Raw genomic sequence first — 11,425 nt, 5'->3', positions numbered from 1 at the left:
TAGGCGCGAAGGCTCTGGATAGCTCCGGGGCGGGGCCGGCTGCAACAGGAGCCGGACGGCGGCAAGCGAGGGAGTAGTGCCATGGCGATGACGATGACGGGCGAGGTGACGTTGCCGGCCGCCAAGGACGTGGTCTGGGCCAAGCTGAACGATGCCGAGGTGCTGAAGGCCTGCATTCCCGGCTGCGAGCAGCTCAACAAGGACGACGACACGCATTTCTCCGCGGTGGTGAAGGTGAAGCTCGGGCCGGTGAAGGCGACCTTCAAGGGCAAGGTCGAGCTCGTCGACCTCGACCCGCCGAACGGCTACCGCATCCAGGGCGAGGGCGAGGGCGGGATCGCGGGCTTCGCCAAGGGCGGGGCGAAGGTGACGCTGAGCGATGCCGAGGAGGGCCAGACGCTGCTCGCCTACGAGGTCGAGGCCCAGGTCGGCGGAAAGCTGATGCAACTCGGTTCGCGGCTGATCGATTCGGTCTCGAAGAAGCTGGCGGACGAATTTTTCGCCAATTTCGCCAAGGCCGTCAGCGAAGGTTGAGCCGCGTCAGGATGCCTGCCTCAGCGCCGTCAGGGCCTCGCTGACGGTGTCCTCCGCGGCGCCGACCTGAAGCGCTATCTGCGAAGCGACGAGGGTGGCGCGCTCGATCGCCCTCGTCGTCGTTTCCAGGCTGTCGCCGACGGCCTGGGCGCTGGCGATCGTGCCTTCCGAGCACCCGGCCACGTCCGCGGCGTCCCGGGCGATGCCGGAGGTGGCAAGGCTCTGCTGGGCGACCGAGTCCGATATCGCTTCGGAATCGCCCCGGATTTCGCCGATCGTCGTGCTGATCGAAGCGGCATGCTGGCCGCAGGCCGCGGCGCTTGCCGAGAATTCGGTGATCTGGCGAGAGATTTCGCGCGTCGCATTGGCCGTCTGCGTCGCCAGCGACTTCACCTCCGAAGCAACGACGGCGAAGCCGCGCCCGGCTTCTCCGGCGCGCGCGGCTTCGATGGTGGCGTTGAGCGCGAGCAGATTGGTCTGCGCGGCGATCTCCGCGATCAGGCCGAGAACCGAGCCGATGCTAGTCGTCGATTCACGCAATTGCGCGATCGCGTCGTTCATCGCCTCCGCATCCTCGACGGCGCGGGTGGCGATGGCGACGCTCTGGCGGGCGCGATGGCCGATCTCGCCGATATTGGCCGACATTTCCTCGGTCGCGGCTGCTGTCTGGCGGGCGCGGTCTCGCATCATTTCCGCGGCGCGCGTGACATCCAGAACCTGCGTCCGAATGAACGCGGTCGCTCGCGTGGTCTCGTCGGCGGCAGCGACGAACTGCTCTACGGCGCTGCTGATGGTGGAATCGAGCGTGCCGATGCGCGACTTCAGCATATGCGCTGCAGTGTCGAGCGCGTCACCACGATGCCGGGCCTCCGCGGCTTCGAGGGCATGATCCAGCGTGATCGCCGTATTGATGTCCATGACCAGGACGTTCTCGATGATCTCCAAGTCTCTCGCGAAACGGCCGGGAGACAGCAGCGAGGCCAGGCGCCGCTTCGTCGCGATGGCCCTGAAGAGGGCGCCTGCGATCGACACGCGGGAACGGGTGCCGACCTTGACGGCCCGCTCCAGCATGCACATGCGCTCCATCGAGTTGTGGTAGCGCTCGTCGAAATCGCCTTCGAAGATCAGCCTGAAATGCTGCTCCGTAATTGCGTAGAGGTTCTCGGTCAGCGGCGTGATGTCGTCTTTCAGTCCGGGATGGATCTGGCGACCGTAAGAGAACGCCTTGGCGACGATCTCTTCGATAACGAGGTCGACGTGCTTGCGGTAGCTCCGCAGCGCGATGCGTGAATGCTCGTCGTAGCCCGTCGAGCGCAGGCGGCGCTCGACCTGTTCGGAAATCGACGTCAAGATCGGCCCCCGTGCCGCCGGCAAAAGCGCTCCAATGAGCCAGCTCAGGGTGAATGGTCCCGGTTAAAATTCCGGCAATGCGACACGCACATGCGATCTCGCGGATTTCGACCGAGCCATGGCCGAGCGCAATGAATTCTCAGCGAAACGGTACGAAACAGCCTGCCTTGTCGGGCTGCCTCCGGCTTGACCGCGCAAAAACCCAGGTCCACAGTCCGTTTCGAGCTATTCCAAGGAAGGGCTACCTTACCCCGTCTCAAAGCCGGGCGAGGGAAATGCGTGCCGCCGCTCAGCGATATCAGGAGCCGGGCGCCAGACCCGGGTCACAGGAGGATCACCGATGGCCACTCTCTCCATGACGGTGAACGGCAAACCCGTCACCGCGACGCTCGATCCGCGGACGCTGCTCGTGCAGTTCCTGCGCGAGAATCTGCGGCTGACGGGCACGCATGTCGGCTGCGATACCAGCCAATGCGGTGCCTGCGTCGTCCATGTCGACGGCAAGGCGGTGAAGGCCTGCACGACGCTGGCGGTCTCGCTCGAGGGCGCCTCGGTGACGACAATCGAGGGGCTGGCCGTCAACGGCACGCTGCACCCGATGCAGGAAGCCTTCCGCGAGCATCACGGCCTGCAATGCGGCTTCTGCACGCCCGGCATGATCATGTCCGCGGTCGATATCGTGAACCGGCGCGGGCACGCGCTCGACGAGAAGACGATCCGCGAGGATCTCGATGGCAACATCTGCCGCTGCACGGGCTACCACAACATCGTCAAGGCTGTCGCCGCCGGGGCCGAGGCCATGGCCGGCCATGGCATGGAGACGAAGGAGCCGCCGCGCCAGGCTGCCGAGTGAGATGCCGGGGCCCGCACCCATCCGTTCGGGTTATTTCTTGAGGTCATGACGTGCCCGCCAGAGGCGCGCTGAGGAGGGAAACACCATGTCGGCAACCGGAATCGGCGCGCCAGTCCGCCGCAAGGAAGATCATCGCTTCATCACCGGGCAGGGGCGCTACACCGACGACATCAACCGGCCCGGCCAGGCGCACGCCTATTTCCTGCGCTCGCCCCACGCCCATGCCACGATCAAGGCGATCGACATCACGGCCGCCTCCGGCATGCCCGGCGTGCTCGGCATCTTCACCGGCGACGATCTCGCCGCCGACAAGGTCGGCGGGCTGATCTGCGGCTGGATGATCCACAACAAGGACGGTTCGCCGATGCGGGCGGGGCCGCATCCTGCGCTGGCGCTGGGCAAGGTCCGCTATGTCGGCGACCATGTCGCGGTCGTCGTCGCCGAGACGTTGGCGCAGGCGCGCGACGCAGCCGAGACGATCGAGGTGGATTACGGCGTGTTGCCGGCGGTGGTCGACACGGCGAGCGCCGCCGGTGCCAAGACGGTGGTGCATGCGGAAGCGCCGGACAACACGGTGTTCAACTGGCATCTCGGCAATAAGGACGAGACCGAGGCCGCCTTCAGGGCCGCGAAGCACGTCACCCGGATCGACCTCGTCAACAACCGCCTCGTGCCGAACCCCATGGAGCCGCGTGCCGCCGTGGGCGACTACGATGACGGCGACGGCGTCTTCACGCTTTATACGACGAGCCAGAACCCGCATGTCGCCCGGCTCGTGCTCTCGGCCTTCATCGGCATTGCGCCGGAGAACAAGCTGAGGGTCGTTGCGCCGGATGTCGGCGGCGGTTTCGGCTCGAAGATCTTCATCTACGCCGAGGAGACGGTCTGCGTCTGGGCGGCGAAGAAGGTCGGCCGGCCGGTGAAGTGGAATTCTGACCGCACCGAGGCCTTCCTCTCCGACGCGCATGGGCGCGACCATGTCAGCCATGCCGAGCTCGCGACCGATGCGGAGGGCAAGATCACCGGGCTGCGGGTCAAGACGACGGCCAATCTCGGCGCCTATCTCTCGACCTTCTCGTCTTCTGTGCCGACCTATCTCTACGCGCCGCTGCTCTCGGGGCAATACGACATCCCGGCGATCTATTGCGAGGTGGATGCGGTCTACACCAACACCGCGCCTGTCGATGCCTATCGCGGGGCGGGACGGCCGGAGGCGACCTTCGTCGTCGAGCGGCTGGTCGAGGTGGCGGCGCGCGAGCTCGGCAAGGACCCGGCCAAGTTCCGGATGCAGAACTACGTCAAGAAGTTCCCGCACCAGACGCCGGTCATCATGATGTACGACGCCGGCAACTACGCCGCCTCGATGAAGAAGGCGCTCGAGATCATCGACTACAAGGGCATTGGCAAGCGCAAGCGCGACTCCGCCCGAAACGGCAAGCTGCGCGGCATCGGCTTTTCCTCGTATATCGAAGCCTGTGGCATCGCGCCTTCGGCGGCCGTCGGTTCGCTCGGTGCGGGCGTGGGCCTGTGGGAATCCGCCGAGGTCCGCGTGAACCCGATCGGGACGGTGGAGGTGTTGACCGGCTCGCACAGCCACGGCCAGGGCCATGAGACGACCTTCGCCCAGCTCGTCTCCGACAGGCTCGGCATCCCCATCGACAATGTCTCGATCATCCATGGCGATACCGACAAGGTGCAGATGGGCATGGGCACCTATGGCTCGCGCTCGGGCGCGGTCGGCATGTCCGCCATCGTCAGGGCCGTCGACAAGGTGATCGCCAAGGGCAAGAAGGTCGCGGCCTATGTGCTCGAGGCCGACGAGGCCGATATCGACTTCGCCGACGGGCATTTCGCGGTGAAGGGCACCGACCGCAAACTCGATTTCGGCTCCTGCGCGCTGCAGGCCTATATCGCGCACAAGTTCAACGGGCAGGATCTGGAGCCGGGGCTGAAGGAGGGGGCCTTCTACGACCCGACCAACTTCACCTTCCCGGCCGGCGTCCATATCTGCGAGGTCGAGATCGATCCGCAGACGGGCGTGACGAAGATCGAGCGCTGGGCGGCGGTGGACGATTTCGGCAACGTCATCAACCCGATGATCGTCGAGGGGCAGGTGCATGGCGGCATCGCCCAAGGCGTCGGCCAGGCGCTGCTCGAAGGCGCGCGCTACAATGCCGACGGGCAACTGCTGACCGCGAGCTTCATGGATTACTGCATGCCGCGCGCCGACGACCTGCCGTCCTTCGAGGTCGGCATGACGGTGACGCCGTGCCCCTCCAACCCGCTCGGCATCAAGGGCTGCGGCGAGGCCGGCGCCATCGCCGCGCCGCCGGCCGTCATCAATGCCATCACCGACGCGCTGGGCCATGAGGACATCGCCATGCCGGCGACGCCCCAGGCGGTCTGGCGCGCGGCGCAGAAGAGCGTCACGAGAATGGCGGCGGAATGAATTTGCGTCATGGTCGGGCTCGACCCGGCCATCTCGTGAAGGTGAGGCGCCGCTGGCGCTTTCCTTCGAAGAGATGCTCGGGGCAGGCCCGAGCATGACGGCCCCAGAACGAAGCGGAGACTGATCATGTACGCTTTCACCTATCACCGTCCGGCCTCGGCGCGTCAGGCTGCGGGCCTGCTCGCCAAGAAGGAGGAAGCCAAGATCCTCGCCGGCGGCCACACCCTGCTGCCGACGATGAAGCAGCGGCTCGCAGCGCCGAGCGCGCTGATCGATCTCGGCGCCTGTGCCGACCTCAAGGGCATCGCGCGCAAGGGCCGCACCGTCGTCATCGGCGCGATGTCGACCCATGCCGAGGTCGCGGCCTCGGCCGATGTGCAGGAGGCGATTCCGGCGCTCGCCTATCTCGCCTCGCATATCGGTGATCCGCATGTGCGCCATCGCGGCACCATCGGCGGCTCCGTCGCCAACAACGATCCGGCCGCGGATTATCCGGCGGCCTGCCTGGCGCTGGGTGCGACCATCGTCACGAACCAGCGCAAGATCACCGCCGACGACTTCTTCACCGGCCTCTACGAGACGGCGTTGGAGGAGGGCGAGATCATCACCAAGGTGGTGTTCCCGCTGGTCTCGAAGGCGGGTTACGCCAAGTTCCGCAATCCGGCCTCGCGCTACGCGCTGGTCGGCGTCTTCGTCGCCAAGCGCGGCAGCGACATCCGCGTCGCGGTGACGGGGGCGGGCGAGGGCGGCGTGTTCCGCTGGCCGGAAGCCGAGGAGGCGCTGAAGGCGCGCTTCGCGCCGAAGTCGCTGGAGGGACTCAAGCATAGTGCCGACGGCATCAATGGCGACATCCATGCCGATGCCGAGTACCGGGCCCATCTGATCGGGGTGATGACCCGGCAGGCGGTGGCGCAGGCCACCGGGAAGTAGTGCCGCCGGCCGGCCTTGGCACGTGCGGTTCTGGGAATTCGCCCTGACCGCCGTCATCGCCGAACTGACGCCCGGGCCGAATATGGGCTATCTCGTCGCGCTCAGCCTCGCGAGAGGTTGGCGCGCCGGAATGGCGGCGGTTGCCGGCGTCGCTGTCGGCCTCGCGGCGCTCGGATTGCTGACGGCGCTCGGCTTCGCTTTCGTCAGTGCGCAATATCCCTTTGCAGCCGCGGTGCTGCGCGTCGCAGGCGTCGCCTATCTGCTCTGGCTGGCGTTCGATGCCTGGCGCGAGCCATCCTCCACGATGGGCGAGGATATCGCTTTGTCGTTCCGGCGAGGCTTGACGACGAACCTGATCAACCCGAAGGCCGCGGTGTTCTATGTCGCGGTGATGCCTTTGTTTCTGCCGGTACCGCCCGAGCGCGAGCAGCTTCTGCTGCTGACCGGCACATTCGTCGCGATCGCCACCGCGATCCATGCCGCGCTGGTGCTTGGGGCGAGCGCTGCGCGCTCGCTGCTCTTCCATCCGGCCCGCGAGCGTGCGATCCGTCGTAGTGCCGCGGTCGGGATGGCGGCTGTCGCGATCTGGTTCGCGTGATCGTCGGGTTGAGCGCGGGGCGGCCGGGCGAAGCGGGCGCCGGCTGCTTCCGGCGGTGACGAGTTTTGTGACTGGATGCTGATTGCGATGTCCGAGATGTCCGCCTTGCCCGCCTCCATTGATGCCACGCTGAGCCTCCTGCAGTCGCAGGGCTATGTCGCGGACCGCGCGCTGGCGACGGTGCTGTTCCTCGCGCTCAGGATGAAGCGGCCGCTGCTGCTGGAGGGTGAGGCCGGCACCGGCAAGACCGAGATAGCCAAGACGCTCGCCACGGCGCTGGGCCGCAAGCTGATCCGGCTGCAATGCTATGAGGGGCTCGACCTCGCCTCCGCCGTCTATGAATGGGACTATGCGCGGCAGATGATGGCCATCCGTCTCGCCGAGGCGGGCGGCGGCGGTGCGGATCGGGAGCGGCTGGAAGGCGAGATCTTCTCGCAGAGATATCTGATGAAGCGGCCCTTGCTGCAGGCGCTGGAGCCGCATGAGGGCGGTGCGCCGATCCTGCTGATCGACGAACTCGACCGTACGGACGAGGCCTTCGAGGCCTTCCTGCTCGAGGTTCTGGCGGATTCGCAGGTCACGATCCCGGAGCTTGGCACCTTCAAGGCGGCCGAGCCCCCCATCGTGATCCTGACCTCGAACCGCACCCGCGAGATCCATGACGCGTTGAAGCGGCGCTGCCTCTATCACTGGGTCGGCTATCCGGACGCCCCCCGCGAGCTCGCGATCCTGAAGGCGCGCGCCCCGCACGCTCCCGCGAAGTTGGCGAAACAGGTCGTCGCCTTCGTCCAGGCGATCCGCAGGGAAGAGCTGTTCAAGGCGCCGGGCGTCGCCGAGACCCTCGACTGGGCGACCGCGCTGGTGGAGCTCGACGCCGTCGCGCTCGACCCCGCCCTCGTCTCGGACACGCTGGGGGCGCTGCTGAAGTATCAGGACGATATCCAGGCGATGCAGGGCTCCAAGGTCAAGGAGCTGCTCGACCAGGCCAAGGCCGAGACGCGCGGCTGACGTAGCGAAATGCGGCAGGTCAAGGACAGTGCAAGCCGGGGCGGCCATTCTTCTCCGGGGACAGGCGGAAGGAGTCAGGATGTACAATGATCTCAGGGCGGTCGAGGCCGCGACGACGACCTATCTCGATGGCCTGTATGAGGGCGATGTCACGAAGCTCGCCCATGTCTTCCATCCGACCAGCGCGCTGACGACGGCGCAGGAGGATGGCACGATCAGCATCGTTCCGCGCGACGCGTGGCTGGCGGCGGTCGCGGCCCGCCCGGCGCCGAAGGCCACCGGCATGGCGCGCGGCGACCATATCCTGACGATCGACCTCGTCGGGCCGACGCTGGCGCTGGTGAAAGTGAAATGCCAGATGCCGCCGCGCTATTTTACCGACCTGCTTTCCTTCCTGAAGGTCGATAGCAAATGGCAGGTGGTGCAGAAGGTCTACATGACCGAGACCGGGCCGTGAGCTTGACGGTGCCTGATCGAAGGGCGCGGGAAACCCTTCTCCCGTGTGGGAGAAGGGCAGGGATGAGGGACCGCCGCGGCTTGATGGGGTACCGGCAGGCCCTCATCCGGCGCTCCGGGCGACCTTCTCCCATCCGGGAGAAGGGAAGAGGGTGCCGACGCCAGTCATGACCGGAAAGCTACCCGAGAACGTCGCCTATTTCGCCCGCGCCTTGCGCATCGCCGGCCTGCGAGTCGGGCCGGGCGCCGTGGTCGAGGCGGTAGAGGCCCTGGCCGACGGCGCGCTCGGCGGCCGCGAGGATGTCTACTGGGCGCTGCATGCGATCTTCGTGAAGCGGCATGAGGACAGCGCGATCTACGACCAGGCGTTCCGGCTGTTCTGGCGGCGGCGCAACCTGATCGAGAAGATCATGGCGCAGATGTCTCCCGTCTCGCCCGGTGCCGACGCCGCGCCGCAGAAGGAGGAGGCCGGCGCGCTGCGGGTGGCCGAGGCCTTCGCGCCGCCGCGGCGCGAGGAAGAGGCGCCGGTCGAACTGACAGAGCTCACCGCGCGGCTGACGGTCTCCGACCGCGAGACGCTGAAATCCCGCGACTTCGCCCAGATGAGCGCGGCCGAGATCGCGCGCGCCAATCAGCTCGTCTCCGAGCTGCGTCTGCCATCCGATCTGGTGGTGACGCGGCGCTTCCAGCCGGCGCATGGCGGCCGGCGGATCGATCCGCGCCGGACCTTCCGCCGCTCGCTGCGGGGCGGCGGCGGCTCGATCGATCTCGCCTTTCGCGAGCGGGCCGCGATCCACCCGCCGATCGTGGCGCTGGTCGATATCTCGGGCTCGATGGCCGAGTACTCGCGCATCTTCCTGCATTTCCTGCACACGGTCACCGAGCAGCGTCGGCGCGTGCATTCCTTCGTCTTCGGAACGCGGCTGACCAACATCACCCGCTCGCTGCGGGCGCGTGACCCGGACGAGGCGCTGGCCCTGGCCGGCAAGGCTGCGCCGGACTGGGAAGGCGGGACGCGGATCTCGACGGCACTACACAGCTTCAACCGCATCTGGTCGCGGCGCGTGCTGTCTGGCGGCGCGTTGGTGCTGTTGTTCACGGATGGGCTGGAGCGTCATCTCGACTGCGAATTGTCGTTCGAGATGGACCGGCTGCACCGGTCCTGCCGGCAGCTGACCTGGCTCAACCCGCTGCTGCGCTTCGAGCAGTTCGAGGCCCGCGCCAGCGGCATCCGGGCGATGCTGCCGCATGTCGATTCGTTCCGGCCGATCCATAATCTCGCGGCGATGGCCGATCTCTGCGCGGCGCTGTCGCCGGCCGCGGAAGCGCGGAGCGATCCGCGTCTCTGGCTCAAGAGGGCCGGGTAGGCGGCTGATTGAAGTCGGAACCGGGCCGTCGTTCCGGGGCGCCCCGGAATGGCCGTTTGTTGCGGGCGCATTCAGTGGGGGCTCGGTTCAGGCTTCCAGCCGCTCGAAGCGGCCGTGCTTCAGGAAGTGCAGCGTCTGCGCGATCGCCTCGCGGTTGCGCATGATCAGCGGGTGGGTGCTGTGGATCGTGATGTGGTCGGCCATCCCCGCGACCTGGGTCCGCGCGACGGAGACGCGGCCGTCATTGGGCCAGGGCAGCAGCAGCGACGAGATCGGATAGAGCGAGCGATCGCCGGCGATGACGCCGAGCGGATAGTCGACAGGCCCGAGGATCCGGCAGAGCGCATCGGGCCGCGCCGTCACGAGTTCGGCGCCGGCAGGGCCGAAGAAGGCGCGGTAGAGCGCGTTGTTCCGCAGCAGGTCGGCGATCTCGCTGCCTTCGTTGGGCGGCGCCAGCATCACCACATGACCGAGGCGTTCCGGCCGATGGCGGTTGATGAAGGCGCGGGCGACGAGGCCGCCCATGGAGTGGGTGACGAAATGCAGCCGGCTGTCGGGCGCGTCGCAGAACCGCGCGATCGGCTCGCGCAGGGCGGCGACGATATCCTCGATGCAGTGGTCGCGGGCCGGGTAGTCGAGGTTGAGCGTCCGATATCCATCGGCCTGGAGTGCGCGTTCGAGCTCCGCCAGCGAGTTGGAGCGACGCGCGATGCCATGCAGGAGAACGATGCCGTCCACGTGTCCGACTCGACTTTTCCGGTCCTGATACCGGCGAGCGATAGCGGCCTCCTCGCCCGGCGTCGAGGCTTGTGACGCAACGGCGCTTCGCATGCTCGCAAGCTGCGTCTGCTATGCTTAAGTTGATGCACTTCTAAAGCAATCCGCAGCTAAGATGGGGCACCGGGGTCGGACCGGAAGAATCGGACATGATCAGCACAGACAGCGACATCCTCTCGACGGCCGAGACCTGGGCGAAGGCCGGCCGCTCCGTCGCGCTCGCGACCGTGGTCGAGACCTGGGGCTCGGCGCCTCGGCCGGTCGGCTCGCATCTCGTCATCGACGGGGAGGGCAACTTCCTCGGCTCCGTCTCCGGCGGTTGCGTCGAAGGAGCGGTGGTCGAGGAGGCGGCCGAGGTGATCGCCGACGGCCGGGCGCGTACGCTCGAATTCGGCGTTGCCGACGAAACCGCCTGGAAGGTCGGCCTGTCCTGCGGCGGCAGCATCAAAGTCTATGTCGAAAAGGTGAGCTGATGGCCTCCGGGGAAACGCTTCTCGCCTTCGCGACGGTGACGCTGCTCGTCGCCTATTTCCCCGGCCCGGCGCTGCTCTACACGGCGGCGCAGACCATTTCCCATGGCCGGCGCGCCGGTTTCATGGCGGTGCTCGGCATCCATCTCGGCTGCTACGTGCATGTCATGGCCGCGGCCTTCGGCCTTTCGGCGGTGTTCAAGCATGTGCCGGAGCTCTATTTCGCGGTGAAGATCGCCGGCGCGATCTATCTGGTCTGGCTCGGCATCAACATGATCCGCTCGCAGCTCGCGGCTGCGCACGCCCCGATCACGCCGCCGAAGACGGTGAAGCGGGCGTTGCTCGATTCCTTCATCGTCGAGATCCTGAACCCGAAGGTCGCGCTGTTCTTCATCGCGCTGCTGCCGCAGTTCGTCGATCCGGCGGCGGCGCTGCCGGTCTGGGTGCAGTTCCTGATCCTCGGCACCGTCGTCAACTTCGCCTTCTCCTCCGCCGATGTCGTCACCGTCTTCGGCGCTTCGACCGTGATGAGGTTGATGAAGAAGACGCGCTCGGGCTTCGCCTTCGGGCGCTGGATCGGCGGCTCGATGATGATCGGGCTCGGCCTCAAGCTCGCCGTCGACAAAGGCTGAG

At 66.9% G+C, this 11,425-nt stretch carries 12 protein-coding genes; 10 read left to right on the top strand and 2 right to left on the bottom strand.

Annotation, left to right across the window (positions count from 1 at the left end; all coding sequences use genetic code 11):
- The first annotated feature begins 81 nt into the window (after window positions 1–81).
- Window positions 82–534, top strand: coding sequence for a carbon monoxide dehydrogenase subunit G (locus ASE63_RS22035; RefSeq protein ID WP_056806694.1), 453 nt, complete (start codon window positions 82–84; stop codon window positions 532–534).
- A gap of 6 nt (window positions 535–540) precedes the next feature.
- On the opposite strand, the gene ASE63_RS22030 is transcribed toward ASE63_RS22035, so the two are convergent.
- On the bottom strand, window positions 541–1,884 hold the full coding sequence (locus ASE63_RS22030) for a methyl-accepting chemotaxis protein (protein WP_156410542.1): 1,344 nt from the start codon (window positions 1,882–1,884) through the stop codon (window positions 541–543).
- 340 nt (window positions 1,885–2,224) lie between these two features.
- Between ASE63_RS22030 and ASE63_RS22025 the strand changes: the two genes are divergently transcribed.
- The 7 genes from ASE63_RS22025 to ASE63_RS21995 all read left to right on the top strand — a co-directional run bounded on the left by ASE63_RS22025 (window position 2,225) and on the right by ASE63_RS21995 (window position 9,545).
- Window positions 2,225–2,737: a (2Fe-2S)-binding protein gene (locus tag ASE63_RS22025; RefSeq protein WP_056806686.1), complete on the top strand. Its 513-nt coding sequence runs from the start codon at window positions 2,225–2,227 to the stop codon at window positions 2,735–2,737.
- Between the two features lie 85 nt (window positions 2,738–2,822).
- Complete coding sequence (locus ASE63_RS22020; RefSeq protein WP_056806683.1) at window positions 2,823–5,186, top strand: xanthine dehydrogenase family protein molybdopterin-binding subunit; 2,364 nt, start codon at window positions 2,823–2,825, stop codon at window positions 5,184–5,186.
- Between the two features lie 126 nt (window positions 5,187–5,312).
- Window positions 5,313–6,116, top strand: a complete 804-nt coding sequence (locus ASE63_RS22015) for a xanthine dehydrogenase family protein subunit M (protein WP_056806680.1) — start codon at window positions 5,313–5,315, stop codon at window positions 6,114–6,116.
- Between the two features lie 22 nt (window positions 6,117–6,138).
- On the top strand, window positions 6,139–6,714 hold the full coding sequence (locus ASE63_RS22010; protein ID WP_056806677.1) for a LysE family translocator: 576 nt from the start codon (window positions 6,139–6,141) through the stop codon (window positions 6,712–6,714).
- A gap of 96 nt (window positions 6,715–6,810) precedes the next feature.
- Window positions 6,811–7,722: a MoxR family ATPase gene (locus tag ASE63_RS22005; protein WP_056807442.1), complete on the top strand. Its 912-nt coding sequence runs from the start codon at window positions 6,811–6,813 to the stop codon at window positions 7,720–7,722.
- A 79-nt stretch (window positions 7,723–7,801) separates the two neighbouring features.
- Window positions 7,802–8,179: a nuclear transport factor 2 family protein gene (locus ASE63_RS22000; RefSeq protein WP_056806674.1), complete on the top strand. Its 378-nt coding sequence runs from the start codon at window positions 7,802–7,804 to the stop codon at window positions 8,177–8,179.
- Between the two features lie 166 nt (window positions 8,180–8,345).
- Complete coding sequence (locus tag ASE63_RS21995) at window positions 8,346–9,545, top strand: VWA domain-containing protein (RefSeq protein WP_056806672.1); 1,200 nt, start codon at window positions 8,346–8,348, stop codon at window positions 9,543–9,545.
- A gap of 87 nt (window positions 9,546–9,632) precedes the next feature.
- Here ASE63_RS21995 and ASE63_RS21990 read toward each other — a convergent pair whose 3' ends face one another.
- Window positions 9,633–10,283 carry an alpha/beta fold hydrolase gene (locus ASE63_RS21990; RefSeq protein WP_056806668.1) on the bottom strand — a complete coding sequence of 217 codons (651 nt, stop codon included), beginning with the start codon at window positions 10,281–10,283 and terminating at the stop codon, window positions 9,633–9,635.
- A 188-nt stretch (window positions 10,284–10,471) separates the two neighbouring features.
- Between ASE63_RS21990 and ASE63_RS21985 the strand changes: the two genes are divergently transcribed.
- Complete coding sequence (locus tag ASE63_RS21985; protein ID WP_056806665.1) at window positions 10,472–10,795, top strand: XdhC family protein; 324 nt, start codon at window positions 10,472–10,474, stop codon at window positions 10,793–10,795.
- A complete protein-coding gene (locus ASE63_RS21980) occupies window positions 10,795–11,424 on the top strand; it encodes a LysE family translocator (protein ID WP_056806662.1) in 630 nt (209 codons plus the stop codon). Before ASE63_RS21985 ends, ASE63_RS21980 begins: the two co-directional genes overlap by 1 nt.
- Window position 11,425 lies beyond the last annotated feature (1 nt).

This window comes from Allobosea sp. Root381 (genome assembly GCF_001429395.1).
In the GTDB taxonomy this organism is placed as follows: Bacteria; Pseudomonadota; Alphaproteobacteria; order Rhizobiales; family Beijerinckiaceae; genus Allobosea.
The sequence above is the reverse complement of the archived record's forward strand: the minus strand, read 5'-3'. Positions and strand labels throughout refer to the sequence as shown.